This window comes from Microcoleus sp. D2_18a_B4 (assembly GCF_036702475.1).
Taxonomy (GTDB): Bacteria; Cyanobacteriota; Cyanobacteriia; order Cyanobacteriales; family Microcoleaceae; genus Microcoleus.
Genome location: NZ_JAUBTL010000001.1, coordinates 125,409 through 143,437, shown reverse-complemented (window position 1 = coordinate 143,437; position 18,029 = coordinate 125,409). Strand labels below are relative to the sequence as shown.

The 18,029-nt window shown below is 45.6% G+C and carries 11 protein-coding genes; 4 read left to right on the top strand and 7 right to left on the bottom strand.

All coding sequences use genetic code 11. The features are described from left to right. Window positions 1-86: 86 nt before the first annotated feature. Together QUB04_RS00645 and QUB04_RS00640 are read right to left on the bottom strand one after the other, a co-directional pair. Complete coding sequence (locus QUB04_RS00645) at window positions 87-1,076, bottom strand: DUF459 domain-containing protein (RefSeq protein ID WP_333279946.1); 990 nt, start codon at window positions 1,074-1,076, stop codon at window positions 87-89. A gap of 5 nt (window positions 1,077-1,081) precedes the next feature. Further along, window positions 1,082-2,497 carry an MBOAT family O-acyltransferase gene (locus QUB04_RS00640; protein ID WP_333279945.1) on the bottom strand — a complete coding sequence of 472 codons (1,416 nt, stop codon included), beginning with the start codon at window positions 2,495-2,497 and terminating at the stop codon, window positions 1,082-1,084. Window positions 2,498-2,772: 275 nt separating this feature from the next. On the opposite strand from QUB04_RS00640, the gene QUB04_RS00635 reads away from it, so the two are divergent. Next, complete coding sequence (locus QUB04_RS00635; RefSeq protein WP_333279943.1) at window positions 2,773-5,724, top strand: AAA family ATPase; 2,952 nt, start codon at window positions 2,773-2,775, stop codon at window positions 5,722-5,724. Window positions 5,725-5,985: 261 nt separating this feature from the next. Here the strand turns inward: QUB04_RS00635 and QUB04_RS00630 are convergent, their stop codons facing one another. Then, window positions 5,986-6,216 carry a photosystem II protein, Psb35-related gene (locus QUB04_RS00630; protein WP_333052866.1) on the bottom strand — a complete coding sequence of 77 codons (231 nt, stop codon included), beginning with the start codon at window positions 6,214-6,216 and terminating at the stop codon, window positions 5,986-5,988. Window positions 6,217-6,782: 566 nt separating this feature from the next. On the opposite strand from QUB04_RS00630, the gene treS reads away from it, so the two are divergent. Further along, the gene (treS, locus tag QUB04_RS00625; RefSeq protein WP_333279942.1) at window positions 6,783-10,154 is read left to right on the top strand and encodes a maltose alpha-D-glucosyltransferase; all 3,372 of its coding nucleotides are present in this window, start codon (window positions 6,783-6,785) and stop codon (window positions 10,152-10,154) included. Window positions 10,155-10,352: 198 nt separating this feature from the next. Here the strand turns inward: treS and QUB04_RS00620 are convergent, their stop codons facing one another. Further along, a complete protein-coding gene (locus tag QUB04_RS00620; protein WP_333279940.1) occupies window positions 10,353-10,673 on the bottom strand; it encodes a 2Fe-2S iron-sulfur cluster-binding protein in 321 nt (106 codons plus the stop codon). 112 nt (window positions 10,674-10,785) lie between these two features. Next, window positions 10,786-11,433, bottom strand: a complete 648-nt coding sequence (locus QUB04_RS00615; RefSeq protein ID WP_333155212.1) for a sigma-70 family RNA polymerase sigma factor — start codon at window positions 11,431-11,433, stop codon at window positions 10,786-10,788. A gap of 158 nt (window positions 11,434-11,591) precedes the next feature. Between QUB04_RS00615 and QUB04_RS00610 the strand changes: the two genes are divergently transcribed. Further along, on the top strand, window positions 11,592-12,062 hold the full coding sequence (locus tag QUB04_RS00610) for an RNase H family protein (protein ID WP_333279938.1): 471 nt from the start codon (window positions 11,592-11,594) through the stop codon (window positions 12,060-12,062). Here the strand turns inward: QUB04_RS00610 and QUB04_RS00605 are convergent. Both QUB04_RS00605 and QUB04_RS00600 read right to left on the bottom strand, forming a co-directional pair. Further along, on the bottom strand, window positions 12,053-15,796 hold the full coding sequence (locus tag QUB04_RS00605; RefSeq protein WP_333279936.1) for a hydantoinase B/oxoprolinase family protein: 3,744 nt from the start codon (window positions 15,794-15,796) through the stop codon (window positions 12,053-12,055). The two genes, QUB04_RS00610 and QUB04_RS00605, sit on opposite strands and share 10 nt — an antisense overlap. Before the next feature lie 145 nt (window positions 15,797-15,941). Further along, window positions 15,942-16,811: a M20/M25/M40 family metallo-hydrolase gene (locus tag QUB04_RS00600; RefSeq protein ID WP_333279933.1), complete on the bottom strand. Its 870-nt coding sequence runs from the start codon at window positions 16,809-16,811 to the stop codon at window positions 15,942-15,944. Between the two features lie 47 nt (window positions 16,812-16,858). On the opposite strand from QUB04_RS00600, the gene QUB04_RS00595 reads away from it, so the two are divergent. Next, a complete protein-coding gene (locus QUB04_RS00595) occupies window positions 16,859-18,028 on the top strand; it encodes an AAA family ATPase (RefSeq protein WP_333279930.1) in 1,170 nt (389 codons plus the stop codon). Window position 18,029 lies beyond the last annotated feature (1 nt).

Below are 18,029 nucleotides of genomic sequence, written 5' to 3'. Positions count from 1 at the left end.
TGCGTCCCGAACTAAATATATTATTTTGCAATAATTGGTCAAATGTCCAAAGTTTAGGTTGTGCCACGAAACCCAACCTACTATAGTCATTTTTTTGTCGGAGCTTTTAAGATTTTGTCGCTCACCATTTGGTCAACGATTAAGTCGCTGATAATCTGAGCTCCGTGGGAGGTAAAGTGCAAGCCGTCATTATTTTTTACATAGCCTCGCTTACCCGATTTATTAGCAACTACTGGAACAAATTTTCCTCCTTGTCCAAATGTCTCCCAAGTAGAAATAAATTCTATTTTGGATGAAGATTTGCTGGCAGCTTTATAAATATTGTTCATGATGGGAAAAGCTTTGAGATACGAAGATTTGTTAGGCATCGATTGACCGACCCAATACACTTTTCTCACGGATGACGAATCAAGTAAATTGGCATATCTTTCAACTCTTTCTTGATAAGCTTTTTGCCATTCTTTGGTCATAATTCTCCAGGCTTTTCCTTGAGAATCAATGATATTTTGACGGTCATTGGTTCCAAACATAACTATCACTACATCCGGCTGGTAATTATTAAGAATTTGGCGAGTTCGGGCATACCAGTCATAATAATCTATCCGATTTAATCCGGTCGAGACCTTGTAGTCAATTTTCGTATCGGCGATATTGTATTTTTTCTTAAGAGTGTACTGGAGTTGAATTCCTAAGTCGAACATTACAGAATCTCCAATAAATAAAAATCTGCGATAAGGTCTGGTCAGCTTAGGTTTAGCTGGGGTTGGTTTTTTAGCTGGGGTTGGTTTTTTAGCATTAGCCGGCTTTGGGGGTTGAACGGCCGCTTTTGTTTCGGTTTTGACAGGAGGAAGTTCTGATTCTTTGGGGAGGCTATCGAAGTTAATATCTTTAATTTTGCTCCAAAAATCTTGTTCTGATTTTCGGAAACCTTCTATTTTTATCTGGCGCGCTGCTTCTTTGATTTCTGGACTGGCGAAAGGAGTTGAAGCAAAGCTTTTTAGAAATAATGATAAGTTTGAAAATATTAAAGTGAGAATGACAGAAGTAACAATCAGCAAAAATTCCCGGTCTTTCATATTTATTAAAAATTAAAGTAAATAAAAGGCGGCATGGTACTCGGCCCCAACATCAAGATAGTATACACGAGCAGTGAAACTAAGACAACCCGAAAGAAAATGTTTTTTAATGACAATACGGTTTGCAATAGTTTCGCGATGCGATCGCCCCAAAAGTTGATCGCGCCAATGACTGCAATTACTAAATACAATTGCCAAAAGTTAAATTGAAAAGTTGCGACTGCAGGATGGAAAATTCCTTCAAAAAAACTCATCGCAGTTTCCCAGTTGGGAGTGCCGAAAAATACCCAGCTACAAGTAACAAAAGTAAATGTTAGCAGCCAACTGCAAAATTTAGCAAATCTGGGAAAGGCATAGTCTAATTTAAAGTGGATAGCTTGGGGGATATCTTTACATAAATGGTTGACAATTAATCCTAAACCGTGAATTGCTCCCCAGAAAATAAAGTTTAAACCTGCGCCGTGCCACAATCCACCGATCGCCATTGTCATCAGTAAATTTACGTACTTCCTCAACTTACCGTATTTGTTGCCGCCAAAGGGAAAGTAAACGTAATCCCTCAGCCACTCAGAAAGACTGATGTGCCACCTTTTCCAAAATTCTTGCAGGCTGAGCGATCGGTATGGCATATTAAAGTTGGCAATGGGTTTAAAACCCAGCAAACACGAGATGCCGTTCGCTAAATCCGAGTAGCCGCTGAAATCTACGTAAATTAGACAGGAATAGGAAATTGCCGCCAGGATTAAATCGATGCTGCTGTATTGCTGGGGGACTTTGAATGGCAAGTCAGTGAAGTTAAACAAAAAGCTCGATAAAGTATATTTTTTGAAGAGTCCCGACAAAATCAAAACTATAACTTCTTCAATTTTATAGTCGTATTTTTCCGGTGAATTTAGCTGCCCGTAAAATTCGCGAGCTCGCGAGATTGGCCCGGAGGCAATTTGCGGAAAGTAGGTAATGTAGGCGGCATAGTCTACAAATTTCGGACAAGGGATTTTTTGCTGGTAGCAGTCGATTAAATGAGAAATCATTCTAAAAGTGTAGAACGACACGCCGACGGGGGCGATTATTTGCAAAACGGGAAAGTTGGCTGGAATTTGTAGCTGGTTCAGTACCTCAAATAAAGAAGTTACAAAGAAGTTGCAATATTTAAAGATGCCGAGATAGCCAATGTTGAAAATTAGACCGGAGATTAAAGCAATTTTTTTATACTTACTGTTGCCGAGAACCCGGAGAATGATATAATTGTAGACTGTAGAGAAAATGAGGAGCAAGAGAAAGTCAAAGCTCCAAAACGAATAAAATAATAAACTCGAAGCTAACAAGACAATTTTATACAAATCGACTTGGGGTTTCACCGAGACGATCAGGCTAAAAATAATTAGGAAAAATACTAAAAATTGGTAAGTGGGAAATAGCATATATCTCAGCCGATAAAAAATCTTGTTTCTGGCAATATTTTTATAAGTACAGCCACCCAACCTATCCCGGAGGGAACCGCCAGAGTCGGTCTGAACGCACCAAATTTCGGGGTGGATTGCGGACTGTAAGCTTTTGCAAGAGGTCAATTAGGTCATAACTTCCGCCCTAGTTAACCGCACTCATAAATTCATAATCCTGTTTAAAGATTATGATGGTTGTGAGACGATGTATTAACGGATAACAACAGGAATCCCCTTGATTGCGAGGAACCAACGTGCAGCCAACAGACCCTAGCAAATTTACAGATCAAGCCTGGGAAGCCATTGTCAAATCCCAGGATGTAGCCCGCCGCTTTGCCAATCAGCAGCTAGAGGTTGAACATTTAGCCATCGCCCTTCTCGAACAGCAAGCCCAGGCCAACAGCATTCTCAGCAAAGCTGGAGTCGATGCCCCCCGCTTGGCCCAGCAGTTAGATGCTTTTGCCAAACGACAGCCCAGAGTTGCCAACGCTGACCAACTATACCTCGGTCGCGGCTTAGAAGTGATGTTAGATGTTGCCGAGGCCACCAGGGCGACTTGGCAAGATAATTTTATCGCCGTTGAACATTTATTAATTGGTTTAGTAGAAGACGAACGAGTCGGGCGCAGGTTGCTGACAAAAGGCGACGGCCCGCCAGGTCGCCCCGGTTACGATCGCAAACCCCCAGCCGGTACACTCGATCGACCAAAACTCGAAGAAGCAATCAAATCTTTCCGCGCCACTGCTAAAGCCCAAGAAAAAAATTCCGAAACGGGGAAAGGCAGCCGCAGCAGCGCTAAAGCCCAAGATCAAGATGGCGAAGCTAACTCCGACGCCCTCAGCAAGTACGGCCGCGATTTGACAGAAGCCGCCAAAGCAGGCAAACTCGACCCAGTAATCGGCCGCGACGAGGAAATCCGCCGCGTGGTACAAGTTCTTTCCCGCCGCCAAAAAAACAATCCGGTGTTAATTGGCGATCCCGGAGTGGGAAAAACTGCGATCGCCGAAGGTTTAGCCCAACGAATTGTCAACGGCGACGTACCGGAATCTTTGAAAAATCGCCAGCTATTTAGCCTCGACATGGGCAGTTTAATTGCTGGGGCAAAATTCCGGGGCGAATTTGAAGAACGATTGCGGTCTGTTCTGCGGGAAGTCATCGATTCCGACGGGCAAATTGTCCTATTTATTGACGAATTGCACACCGTTGTAGGCACTGGTGGCGGCGGCAGTTCCGGTTCGGGAATGGATGCGGGAAATTTGTTAAAACCCATGTTGGCGAGAGGCGAATTGCGCTGCATCGGCGCTACAACTCTCGACGAATTCCGCAAGAATATTGAAAAAGATCCCGCCCTAGAACGCAGATTTCAACAAGTATTTGTCGGCGAGCCCAGCGTAGAAGATACTGTTTCGATTTTGCGCGGATTGAAAGACCGTTACGAACGCCACCACGGGGTAAAAATTACTGATTCGGCCCTGGTAGCTGCTGCAACTCTGTCTTTTCGCTATATTTCCGATCGCTTTTTGCCGGACAAGGCGATCGACCTCGTAGATGAAGCGGCCGCCCACTTGAAAATGGAGATTACCTCTAAACCTGTGGAATTGGAAGGCATTGACCGCCGGGTGATGCAGTTGGAAATGGAAAAATTGTCGATCGAAGGCGAAGGAAAAGGTGCTCTAGCCCCTGGGCTCGGCTTCCGCGTCGAACGCATCACATCTGAGATTGACATTTTAAAAGTCAAGCAGGAAAAATTGTCCTCTCAGTGGTTGGGCGAAAAGCAGTTGTTGGATGCAATCAATAAATTGAAAGCAGAAGAAGACCAACTGCGAGTCCAAATCGAACAAGCAGAAAGGGCTTACGATTTGAATAAGGCCGCACAGTTAAAGTACGGCAAGCTGGAAACTGCGGTGCGCGATCGCGAAGCGAAAGAAGCGGAACTTTTGAAACAGCAAGCTCAAGGTTCTTCCCTGCTGCGCGAAAAAGTTACTGAGGGCGATATTGCGGAAATTGTCGCTAAATGGACGGGCATTCCGGTTAATCGGTTGTTAGAATCAGAACGCCAAAAATTGCTGCAATTGGAAAAACACTTGCACCAAAAAGTTATCGGTCAAGAGGAAGCTGTAACAGCCGTGGCGGCGGCAATTCGGCGCGCTAGGGCGGGGATGAAAGATCCGGGGAGGCCGATCGGCTCTTTCTTGTTTATGGGCCCCACAGGCGTCGGAAAAACTGAGTTAGCGCGGGCGTTGGCGGAGTTTTTGTTTGACAGCGATGATGCGATCGTCCGCATCGATATGTCGGAATACATGGAGAAGCACAGCGTTTCTCGGTTGGTAGGAGCTCCTCCCGGATATGTCGGTTACGATGAAGGGGGACAACTTTCCGAAGCCGTGCGGAGACATCCTTATTCGGTAGTGCTGTTTGACGAAGTGGAAAAAGCGCACCCGGACGTATTTAACATTTTGCTGCAAGTGTTGGATGACGGCAGAATTACCGATTCTCAAGGTCGAGTGGTTGACTTTAGAAATACCGTAATTGTGATGACTAGCAATATCGGCAGCGATCACATTTTAGACGTGTTTACTAAGAAGGAAAAAACCGTCAAGAAACCTGCTAGTCGGAAGCAGGAAACGAAAGATTTGTCAAGTCAAAAGACAGATTATAAAGTGGCTGCAGACGGTACTGTTGAGGTGTCGGCCCAGCGAGTCGAGGTTGATAGTGTAAGTAAGAGTGAAAACAAGACTGAAAACAAGAGCGAAAATGAAAATTTATTGACTCAAGACCGGGAGACAGACCAAGAGTACGAACAGATGTTAAAACGGGTGATGACAGCGCTGCGATCGCACTTCCGGCCCGAATTTCTCAATCGGGTGGACGAGATAATTTTGTTCCACACTTTGAGCAAGATCGAATTGCGGCAAATTGTCACCATTCAAGTGAAGCGGATCGAGCGTTTGTTGGCAGAGCAAAAAATCACTTTGGAACTGTCGGATGCGGCGAAAAATCATATCACAGATGTTGGTTATGACCCGGTTTACGGCGCTCGTCCCTTGAAACGTGCCATCCAGCGGGAGCTAGAAAACCCGCTGGCTAACAAGATTCTGGAAAATGCGTTTGTGGAGGGTGATACAATTGCGATCGACTGCGAAAATAACTCTTTGCAATTTCGCAAAAAAGATTCTCGCCCAGCGCTGACAGGTAACAGTTTGTAGTTGCCGAATAGTAGGGAACAGGCAAGATGCCTGTTCCACAAACAATCCATTTTCTTGTGGAACAGGCATCCTGCCTGTTATTGAAAATTAGGAACAGGCATCCTGCCTGTTCCACAAACCATCCATTTTCTTGTGGAACAGGCATCCTGCCTGTTATTGAAAATTAGGAACAGGCAAGATGCCTGTTCCACAAACCATCAATTTTCTTGTGGAACAGGCATCCTACCTGTTATTGAAAATGGTGAAACCTGTTACTGGATGTTAAGAATTCGAGATGGTGCGGCTGCCGTAAGCATCCATGCTGTAGGCGGGAACGCGAACGCTGTAATCCATCTCTGTTGCTGTGATTGCTACAGCCAATTTTTCAAAAGACTCATCGTTCCAATTCCGCTCGTGGATAGGCTTTGACTGTTCGCCCAGGAAATATGCTTGAGTGCCAATTACTGAGGCTGCTACCCAACCGACGATTAAAAGAGCGATTACAATAGTCATTTTTACTTTTTCCTTAACTTTTGTTGCTTTATGTAAACTAATGTAACGAAAATTAGTAATCAACGTCAAGGTACTGTTATGTCGTGGCAACCGTCCGGCAGGTAGTAAATACCGCACCTTTGACGGAAGCGGGTGAGGGAGAGAAGGCGAGCATCTCACTTTTGCAGCCAAGCTAGAAATTGGAGTTGGGAGCCAGGAGCCAGGAGGAAAGAGGAAGAAGGAAGGAGCCAGAAGAAGTGTTTTTACAAATATGAGATGCTCCCGGAAGAAGGGGAGAGAGCGAGACTATGTAGGGTGGGAACTACCGCGCATCGGTAGCTAGCACAGTACCCGGATTGTGAACTGTATCCGAAATAGCAAAACAGATTGTTGAGAGTTTATAGTTAAGAAATTATAAGTTTTGCGTTAATAAATTACGATTAAAAGTCTGCCGCTCGCATGAGGAATAGCGGCCAAATTATGAGTTATGATTTATCAGTTTGGATTGGAACTAACAAATCCCAATTACCAAATTTTAAGTACAAATTACTAATTGCCAATCATCGCTACAAATCATGCCAAACTCAATGTTAAATGACGACCCCTTGTGGTTCAAAGACGCGATTATTTACGAAGTACCAGTTCGCGCTTTTGCCGACAGCAATGCAGACGGCATCGGCGACTTTAGAGGACTGACCGAAAAACTGGATTACCTGCAAAACTTGGGAGTAACAGCAATTTGGGTACTGCCATTTTTTCCCTCGCCACTCCGAGACGACGGCTACGATACATCTCACTATACTACCGTCAACCCGATTTACGGCACATTAGAGGACTTTAAAGACCTTTTAGAAGCAGCGCACCAGCGGGGAATTCGGGTCATTATTGAGTTAATTGTCAACCACACTTCCGATCAGCACGCTTGGTTTCAGCGAGCGCGCCGCGCCCCGAAAGGCAGTAACGAAAGAGATTTTTATGTGTGGAGCGACACGCCGGAAAAATATCAAGATGCTCGGATTATTTTCAAAGATTTTGAAACATCTAATTGGGCTTGGGATGCGGTAGCAAAAGCTTATTACTGGCACCGTTTTTATTCCCACCAACCCGATTTGAATTACGACAATCCGGCCGTCCGCCAAGCCATCTTAGATGTGGTAGATTTCTGGTTGGCGCTGGGAGTAGACGGACTGCGAATGGATGCGGTGCCTTACCTGTACGAGCGCGAAGGTACTAACTGCGAAAACCTGCCAGAAACTCACGTATTCTTGAAGCACTTGCGGAAGCACGTAGATGAGAAATTCCCGAACCGGATGCTGCTTGCTGAGGCGAATCAGTGGCCGGAGGATGCAGTTCAATATTACGCGGCCGGCGATGAATGTCACATGAACTTTCATTTTCCGCTGATGCCGCGTTTATTTATGGCTTTGTATATGGAAGATAGCTTCCCAATTAGCGACATTCTCCAGCAAACTCCGCAGATTCCCAATAACTGTCAGTGGGCATTATTTTTGCGGAATCACGATGAATTGACGCTGGAAATGGTGAGTGATGAAGACCGAGATTATATGTATCGGGTTTACGCTCAAGACACTCAGGCGAGAATTAATTTGGGCATCCGCCGCCGCTTGGCTCCTTTGATGGGAAATAACCGCCGCCGCATCGAGTTGATGAATGCTTTACTGCTGTCTCTTCCGGGTACGCCGGTGCTTTACTACGGCGATGAAATTGGCATGGGAGACAATATCTATTTGGGCGATCGCAACGGGGTGAGAACTCCGATGCAGTGGAGTGGCGATCGCAATGCCGGTTTCAGCCGTGCTAACCCGCAACGGCTTTACGCGCCGCCAATTGTTGACCCTGAATATCACTACGAATCTATTAACGTGGAAGCGCTGCGGGCGAATCCGAGTTCTCTTTGGTGGTGGATGAAACGCCTGATTGCAATTCGGCAGCGCTTCCAAGCATTCGGTCGCGGGACTTGCGAGTTTCTGTACCCGGAAAACCGCAAAGTTTTAGCTTTTGTACGCACTTATCAAGACGAACACATCCTCGTAGTGGCTAATTTGTCGCGCTTCGTCCAAACGGCTGAATTAGACCTTGCGCCCTTTAAAGGTGCTGTTCCGGTGGAGATTTTCGGCCGCACGGAGTTTCCTCCCGTTGGCGAGTTGCCTTACTTTTTGTGCTTGAGTCCTCACACGTTTTACTGGTTTACTCTTACTGTTAAACACGAAGATTTTTCGTCGCACGGTCATCCTACAGACTTGCCGAGTTTGGCGGTGATAGGCAATTGGAAAACAGCTTTTGCTACAAGTCAGTTAAGCGATATGCTGCTCAATATTTTGCCGGGATACCTGCGGCGCAATCGCTGGTTTAGCGGTACAGACAGGACAATTCAATCATTAGAAATAAGTGATGTTGTACCGGTTGAATGTAAAGATAGTGCGGGGGAGCAATCTCAAGTTTACATTCTGTTCTTGCAGTTGAATTATACTGAAGGTATGCCGGAAACTTACGTTTTGCCTTTAGGGTGGGAAGAGATTAAAGGCGATGTGGACGATCGGGCGATCGCGCGCCTGCAATTCCCAGAAAGCAACAAGGAAGTCGGGGTACTATTTGATGCTGCTGGGGACAAAGGTTTTCTGAGCGCGCTGCTGGGGACGATCGCCAATTCTCGCAGTTACAGAGGTGTTGCAGGTCAACTGCTAGGAATTGCCGACAGTGCATTCAAATCAGAAGAAGAGTTAGCGCAGCTCGAACCTCACCTGTTCAAAAAAGAACAAAGCAATACATCCGCAGGTTACGGCGACCGCTTCGTCCTGAAAATATTGCGAAAAATCGAGGAAGGAATTAACCCCGAATTAGAAATCGGACGCTTTTTAACAGAGCGCAACTCGATCCAACACTACGCTCCAATTGCCGGAGCATTGGAATATCACACACCAGCAAAACAAGTCCTTACAGTCGGAATCCTACAAAAATTAATCCCCGACAGCGTAGATGCTTGGTCTTATACATTAGACACACTGCGCGACTATTTCGAGCAAGTAATGACAGTAGAAGCAAAGCATTCCGGCGAGAATTTATCTACTGCCCCCGAAAATTATTTGCCGAACGCTTTGACCGGACAAACCCAGCGGCAGCAAAACTCGCTAGTAGCCGATTTATCCCTAGAAATTCCGGCATTAGCTCGCGAACTCATCGGCTCTTACTTAGCATCAGCCGAACTTTTAGGTCAGCGGACAGCCGAACTTCACCTCGCTTTAGCTGCTGACACAGAAAATCCCGCTTTTGCCCCAGAAAGCTTCACCTCCTTTTACCAGCGTTCCATCTATCAATACATGAGAAATGTGGCCGGAAGAACTTTGCTGGATCTGAAAAAACGGATGTCCAAACTGCCGCCAGAAATACAAAAATCGGCGCAAAAGCTGCTCAACCGCGAAGATTTGCTCATGGAACGTTTCAAGTCTATTTTGAACTTGAGAATCACGGCCGATAGAATTCGCTGTCACGGGGACTTTCATTTTGGGCAAGTTCTTTATACAGGCAAAGACTTCGTAATTATTGATTTCGGAGGAGAACGCGATCGGCCCTTAAGCGAGCGTCGGATGAAGAGGTCGCCCCTGCGAGATGTTGCAGGAATGCTGCAATCTTTGAGTTACGCTGTTACTTTGGCACTCCGCAATGAAGTAGAAAGTGGCATGATTCGCCCTGAAAATCTCCCGGAGATGCAGCAGTGGGCGAACGTTTGGCACCGCTGGGTCAGCCTCACTTTTGTTAAGAGCTATTTAGCAACAGCAGCCGATGCAGATTTCTTGCCCAAATCTATACCGGAACTACAAGTTTTGCTAGATGCTTACATTTTGGAAAAAGCGGTTGGCGAGCTAGCCTACGAACTTAATTACCGCTTGGATTGGGCGCACATTCCCCTTCAGCGGATTGTAGAATTGCTGAATTTATAAGGGCGGGTTTATCTATACTCGTTAGGGTGCGTGACTTTCTAGCCACTCAAGTGGCAGCCCGATTCTTGAGAGTCACGCACCTTACATCACGAAATCTGCTTTGATAACGATTTTCTCGGCGAAGAGAATTCGCTCCTATAAAAACAAAGTCCGTGCAACCCCAGACTAGAAGAAAGATGGTAAAAAACCGATTTCGTATTACTTAAAATAAAGAGCGGCTTGATACAAAACTTGTTCTTGATGCGTTAACAAAGTGCAGTCAGAAAGCGGGTAAGCCACACAAGTAACAGCGTAGCCAGCTTGCAATTCTGACGGCTTCAAAAACTTTTGTTCGCTTTGGTCAATTTCACCGCTTACCAGTTTGACAACGCAAGCAGAACACTCTCCTTGCTTGCATCCATTCGGCAAGCGGATGCCGGCATCTTCTGCCATATCTAAGATATACTGGTCGTCTGGTACTGCGATCGTGCGATCGAGCGCGAGAGCCTCATTCACCAACCGAACTTGATAAACTGCCATTTTTTCCTTCTTCCTCGCGAAAGGGCGGGTTTACGATGCTGTTAGTCCTACCAAATATTTCCGGTAAAACCCGCCCCTACAACTAGAAAGGGCGGATTTATATCGTGTATATCTAGACAAGTGCTTCTTGATAATCGAGATTTTCATCTAGATAAATAGCCCGAATATCCTCCGGCAAGTTGGATTCTAAACTTTGATATCCTTTTTGCAGCAAAGCCTTTACCTGAGCCGGCGAAATAGCTTCGCCTTCTGCTTGCAAATAAGCTGCAATTCGAGTTTCGCTCCAGCGGAAAGTCTGAGCCATCAACACCACTAAACGCGGCAGGGGCGCTAACAATTCTAAGGCTTGTTTGACGTAACACCACAGGGGAGGCGGAGCCGATTGCAAAGAGTAGTGAATCGACTCAACAGGGGGCAATTCAGCTTGATTGATGCAGACTGCGGTGACATTAATCAGCCAGTTTTGGAGACTGAGATTTTCGCCATCAGACTCTTGGATTTCGCGGCGCAAATCGAGGCCTCGGAGTTCGTGATAGATGTGCAGCCAAGTGTGGGCAAACAGGTAATCTCCTTGTACGGGCGATCGCACGGAATGGCGAATCAGGGAGTGTACAATTTGAGCGTAGCGGCAAAAAATCGCCGTGAAGAAGCGACCCTGATCGGGATGGTTTTGAAACAGAGTCAATAATTCCTGGTCGCTGTGATGGAACAGGGATTTGACCACAGGATGGTTGAGTTCTGAAAAATTAGGTGTTTGCACAATTGTTCTGTAACGGTTTTGGTAATAAATGCTGGTGCAGCCCGATTCTACAACAGGATATACATTTGAGGCAAGTGCTTTAAAATTATGTTGATACTTAAGTCAATTAATTATATAATATCGCCAAATGTTTATATTCCATGAAGGAGTCCACCAGCATGAGCAACTTGAAACAAGTTAGCATCTATACTCGCGGTATAACTACGGCGAGCGGTGCTGGCGGATATGGGGCCATCTTGGTGTATGAAAATCATCGCAAGGAACTATCAGGCGGATTTCAGTTAACTACAAACAATCGTATGGATATTCTTGCTGCAATTGAAGGTCTGAAAGCACTCAAAACAAGATGTAAAGTGACGCTATACAATAACAACGGCTACCTTGTAGATGCTATTGCCAACAATTGGGCGCTGCGCTGGCAAGCTAATAACTGGAAAAATAGCGAACACAAACCTACTGCTAACGTAGATTTGTGGGAGCAATTACTCCAATTCTGCTCGCAACATGAAGTTGAGTTTATTATAATTAAGCAATGTGCGGGCAACCAAGAATATCAACGCTGCAATTATATTTCCAGACAAGCAGCCAATCAACAAAACTTACCAGCAGATGAAGGCTATCAACGGTGAACCCCGCTAGGAAAACCATATCCTCCGCCTCCGGGAGTTTTAATGACAAACACATCCCCGGGCTGCATTTCCACAGTCGCCGTACTCCCCAAATCCTCAACTTTTCCCTCAACCGTTTCAACATAATTCCGCCCAACTTTCCCCGCTTCACCCCCATTCAAACCGCAAGGAGAAATCACCCGCCGCCCCGATAAAATTCCCGCCGTCATCGCCTCCCGAAACCGTACTCGCCGCACAACTCCATTACCGCCGCGATGAGATCCATTCCCCCCACTATTAGCCAGAATTTCAAAACTTTCTAACAACACCGGAAACCGCCATTCTAATACTTCTGGGTCAGTTAAACGCGAATTAGTCATGTGAGTTTGAACCGCATCAGTACCGTCAAAATCTGCACCAGCACCCGAACCGCCGCAAATAGTTTCATAATATTGATAGCGCTGATTTCCAAAGGTAAAATTATTCATAGTTCCCTGAGAAGCCGCCATCACTCCCAAAGCACAATACAAAGCATCGGTAATATTCTGCGATGTTTCCACATTTCCGGCAACTACCGCCGCTGGATAGCGAGGATTCAGCATACAGCCTTCGGGATTGATGATTTCGAGAGGTTTCAAACAGCCAGCATTTAGAGGGATATCGTCATCTACTAATGTGCGGAAAACATACAAAACAGCCGCTTTGCACACGGCTGCGGGAGCATTAAAATTGTTGGATTGTTGACTGGAAGTCCCAGTAAAATCTATTTTTGCACTGCGCGCAGATTTGTCAATTGTAATCGCTACCTTAATTTGTCCGCCACTATCCATCGGATAAGTAAACTCGCCATCTTGCAAAACATCAATTACCCTGCGTACCGACTCTTCCGCATTGTCTTGTACGAAGCCCATATAAGCTTGCACAGTCTCTAATCCATAATGTTCTACCATCTTAAGCAGCTCTTCTGCGCCGCGCTTGTTAGCAGCAATTTGTGCTTGCAAATCGGCTATATTTTGAGCGGAATTGCGAACAGGAAAATTCCCCGCTGTCAGAAGTTCTACTAATTCTTTTTCTCGAAAATTGCCCTCGCTTACTAACAGAAAATTGTCAAGCAATACGCCTTCTTCAGTTACTGTTGTACTGTTAGGAGGCATGGAACCGGGAGTAATGCCACCGATGTCGGCGTGGTGTCCCCGCGAGGCAACATAAAACAAAGGAAGGGAGGAATCACGATCAAATACTGGAGTAATAACGGTGATATCTGGTAAATGCGTGCCGCCGTTGTATGGATTGTTAGAAACATAAACATCGCCCGGTTGAATCGCATTTCCTTGTGCTAAAATTAAAGCTTCCACGCTTTCGCTCATCGAGCCCAGATGTACGGGAATGTGCGGCGCGTTGGCAACTAATTGCCCGTTTTTGTCGAAAATTGCACAGGAAAAGTCGAGACGTTCCTTGATGTTGACTGAGGAACTTGTGTTTTGCAATGTGACGCCCATTTGTTCCGCGATCGCCCGAAACAAATTATTAAAAATTTCCAGCAAAACCGGATCTGATTTAACCGCAGATAAACGCGAATGAACGCCGATATTATCTGGGTCGATCTGCGTGCATCTGCGGTTCAAAATTAAATCGTTATTTTCGGTGATTTCCCCTTCCCAGCCCGGTTCTATGATATTAGTTCCCGTAGCTTCAACAATCATAGCAGGGCCTTCTATGCAGTCGCCCGATCGCAAATCCTCTCTCTGATAAACAGGCGTTGCCCGCCACCCGCCAGCAACATAGGTTTGCACGGTTGAAATTGGTTGCACAGGCAAGATGCCCGTGCCAGAAGAGGGGGAAATTGTGGATGCTTCCGGCACATCCATTCTTTCTACAACTTCCACCGAAACCGCTTCCACAATCAGCGGTTTTTCTGGCATAATAAAACTGTAACGCTGTCGGTGGGCTGCTTCAAATTCAGCCTGCATCGCCTCAATATTGTCAGCAAAATTGACCGCCAAAACAGAGTCACTTCCCTGATATTTTAAGCGCAACTTGCTAACAACTAAAACCTCTGACTCATTCTCTGTGTTCTCTGCGCCTCTGCGGTTCAATTCCCTCTTTCCCTCAGCCTCCAATTCGGTTAAAATAGGATGCAAGTCAGCTAATAATTCTGTATTTAATAGTTGCTCGATCGCCCTTTCGCGAATAGCCCGCACATCAGCCAAACCCATACCGTAAGCCGACAACACACCCGCATAAGGGTGAATAAATACCCGTTTCATCCCCAAAGCCTCCGCGATCGCACAAGCGTGTTGGCCGCCCGCACCGCCGAAACAGCACAATGTATACTCCGAAACATCGTAACCGCGCTGAAGCGAGATTTTTTTGACAGCATTTGCCATCTTTTCCACCGCGATCGCCAAAAAACCCTCCGCCACCTCTTCGGCCGTCCTCTCGCCCCCAATTTCCCCCGCTAATTGCCCAAATTTTTGCTTTACTACGTCAGGGGCGATCGGCAAATCTCCATTCAATCCAAATACTTTCGGGAAAAAATCCGGTTGAATTTTCCCCAACATCACATTGCAATCAGTCACCGTCAAGGGGCCGCCTTTGCGATAGCAAGCGGGCCCAGGATTGGCCCCAGCAGACTCCGGCCCGACGCGGTAGCGAGCCCCGTCAAAAAAGACAATTGAACCGCCGCCGGCTGCTACAGTGTGAATTGCCATCACGGGCGATCGCAATCTCACCCCAGCAATTTCCGTCTCAAATTCGCGTTCGTATTCGCCGTTAAAATGGGCAACATCTGTCGAAGTTCCACCCATATCAAAGGTAATAATTTTATCAAAACCTGCCTTTTTGCTCGTTTGAACTGCACCGACAATTCCCCCAGCAGGCCCGGATAAAATACTGTTTTTTCCTTGAAATTGTGCGGCGTCCACTAAGCCGCCGTTCGATTGCATGAACATTAATTTGGGGGGCGGGCACGGGGAGGAGGATGAGGGCGGGCACGGGGAGGGCGGGCACGGGGAGGAAGAGGGCGGGCACGGGGGCACCGCCCCTACAGATAATTGACTGGTTACTTGTTCGACGTATCGACGTAAAATCGGAGATAAATAAGCATCGACAACCGCAGTATCTCCCCGCGAAACTAATTTCATCAGCGGGCTAACTTCGTGAGATACTGAAATTTGAGTAAAGCCAATTTCTTTCGCTATTTTAGCAACTTGTTTTTCGTGTTCCGAGTAGCGGTAGCCGTGCATGAATACGATCGCACAACTGCGAATTCCCTCATCGTATGCTTGCTGCAAAGACGGGATAAATTCGGGATTGACAGCAGTTAACTCCTCACCTTGAGCGCTGTAGCGTTCCGCAACTTCAATAACTCGATCGTACAGCATCTGGGGCAAAACAATGTGACGCGCGAAAATATTCGGGCGGTTTTGATAGCCAATTCTCAGCGCATCGCCGAAACCTTTAGTAATTAACAGAATTGTGCGATCGCCCTTTCGTTCCAGCAAAGCATTTGTCGCTACCGTCGTCCCCATTTTAATCGCTTCAATTTCGGCGGCGGGTATAGCTGCGTCGGCGGGAATTCTCAAAATATCGCGAATTCCTTGAACTGCGGCGTCGGTGTAGCGTTCTGGGTTTTCCGACAGCAGCTTGTGAATAACTAACTTACCGTCGGGACTCTGGGCGACAATATCGGTAAAAGTGCCACCGCGATCGATCCAAAATTGCCAGCGAGTGCGATCGGGAGAAGTAGGATTCATATCTCTTTTTTTTGAAATTTTTGCTTGATTAATTTACAAGTATTCAACAAACTTCTGTTCGAGTCAATTCATAAAACTCATAACTTCGGGTCATAAAAGTCATAATTTCTTGCCGCTCAAACTTGCAGGCGATCGATCGTGTTAATTATAGATGTCGAATGCCATTGACTAACCCCTGACAAACACCAGCCAGAAAATCCAAATCCAAAGTCTCAATCCTATCGCTTTCTCGATGATAATGCGGATTTCGCATATTAGCAGTATCAGTCACCATAATAGCCGGATAACCATTATCCCAAAAAGGAACATGATCGCTGCGGCGAGTATCCGGCACAATTAAACCTCGATTCGGCACCGGTAGCCACTCGCAGGGCTGACCAGATTTGCGAATTTTCCTACTCAAATTAATCAAATCGGGAACCGTCCGCAAAGTGCCAATTAAAGCAATAAAATTGCCACTATTTGGATAAAAATATTTCAAGCCAGCGGGATAGCTTTGAGAATTAGGATTATGGTTGCAATAACCCAACATTTCCAAAGAAATCATTAACCGAATTGACTCTTGCTGTTGCTTGTATTTAGCTGCATGATGACGGCTTCCCAAATAACCGTATTCTTCCATATCGAAGGCGACTAATTGCACTGGATATTTGAGCGGCGCAGATGCGATCTCCCTTGCGAGTTCCAGCAAAACAGCAACACCAGTAGCATTATCATCGGCCCCAGGCGATCCGGGTACAGTATCGTAATGAGCACCAATTACGATCGGCTTTTCTTGCTTCTTTTCTTGCTTCCCCCCCTTAGCAAGGGGGGGACTGAGGGGGGGTAAATCCAAGATAAAATTGTGATGAATTCGCCCGCGCACCGCAAAATCGTCAATTTCTACAGTTCCCCACTGTGCCAACTGTTCGCGGATGTATTGCTGAGCATAAAAATGCCCTTCGGATGCGAGGTATGGATTGCGATCGCGTACAATTTGAATCAGATGGCTGTGCAAGCGTTGTTTGAGATTCATGCGATCGGAGATACAATGAGTACACTAAGATTATATGGGATTGAATTATGATTGGAGAAGTCAGAATCGAAAATTATAAGTCCATTCAAAAGCTGAAACTAGAGTTAGGACGAGTAACTGTATTGATCGGTGAAAATGGCTGCGGCAAGAGCAATATCCTAGAGGCGATCGCCCTTGCTTCTGCGGCGGCAGATGATAAGCTGGATAACGAGTTTTTAGCATCTAGGGGCATCAGAGTTACAGAACCTCAATTTATGCGATCGGCTTTTGAAAGGGAAAATTTAGATAAAGATATCAGCATTGAGTTAAGAGCGAATAAGGGACAACCATTCAGTTGTATTTTACAAAATGATAATGCTCCTTATTCTCAGTGGCTTAGTAAAACCTTTTTGGGTAATACTGAAACCTCTCTCAAGAATGCTGTTAAGCAGGTGGTTCAAAAATATGGCGGTCGAAACAAATTGATATCTATTTTAGAAGAAAAAAATGAGCTTTCCGAAGACCTTTTTTTAAGCTTTCAAAAGGAGGCAGAATCATTTAGTGAACTACTTGACGTAAATCTATTCGTAATTTACTCTCCTGAAAATCCCGCGTTACGAACTTTTGAAAAAGAAGGGCAAATTCAACCGTTAGGCATTAAGGGCGAAGGCTTATTTAAACTTATAAATGTCTTGAGTGTAGACCAAAACCAAGGTAAACTCAATCAAATCAAAGAAAATCTGCGATTGATAGATTGGTTTAAAGATTTTGAAGTTTCTCAAAATTTAGCAGCAATGCAAACTTCTATCCAAATCCAAGATAGGTACTTAGATACTCATTTAAGTTATTTCGACCAAAGAAGCTCGAATGAAGGATTTTTATTTTTACTGTTTTACTTTACCTTGTTCGTCAGCGATCTCACACCTAAATTTTTCGCAATAGATAACATTGACGCTTCCCTCAACCCCAGATTGTGTCGCAGATTAATGCAAGAATTAGTCGAATTAGCAAAAAAACACGACAAACAAGTTATCTTTACAACCCACAATCCGGCAGTTTTGGACGGTTTGGATTTAGAGGATGACGAACAGCGACTGCTTGTGATTTCTCGCAACCAATTAGGTTATACTAAAGCCAGACGCATTCTGGGTCCCAAACCTGTAGAGGGCCAAGAACCAGTAGAATTATCCGAGGCATTTTTGAGAGGCTATATCGGCGGACTTCCTAAGAATTTTTAAT

Coding starts and splice junctions, on each gene's coding strand:
- QUB04_RS00630 (WP_333052866.1), bottom strand. CDS start 6,216: ATGACTATTGTAATCGCTCTTTTAATCGTCGGTTGGGTAGCAGCCTCA.
- QUB04_RS00595 (WP_333279930.1), top strand. CDS start 16,859: ATGATTGGAGAAGTCAGAATCGAAAATTATAAGTCCATTCAAAAGCTG.
- QUB04_RS00645 (WP_333279946.1), bottom strand. CDS start 1,076: ATGAAAGACCGGGAATTTTTGCTGATTGTTACTTCTGTCATTCTCACT.
- QUB04_RS00610 (WP_333279938.1), top strand. CDS start 11,592: ATGAGCAACTTGAAACAAGTTAGCATCTATACTCGCGGTATAACTACG.
- treS (WP_333279942.1), top strand. CDS start 6,783: ATGTTAAATGACGACCCCTTGTGGTTCAAAGACGCGATTATTTACGAA.
- QUB04_RS00640 (WP_333279945.1), bottom strand. CDS start 2,497: ATGCTATTTCCCACTTACCAATTTTTAGTATTTTTCCTAATTATTTTT.
- QUB04_RS00600 (WP_333279933.1), bottom strand. CDS start 16,811: ATGAATCTCAAACAACGCTTGCACAGCCATCTGATTCAAATTGTACGC.
- QUB04_RS00620 (WP_333279940.1), bottom strand. CDS start 10,673: ATGGCAGTTTATCAAGTTCGGTTGGTGAATGAGGCTCTCGCGCTCGAT.
- QUB04_RS00605 (WP_333279936.1), bottom strand. CDS start 15,796: ATGAATCCTACTTCTCCCGATCGCACTCGCTGGCAATTTTGGATCGAT.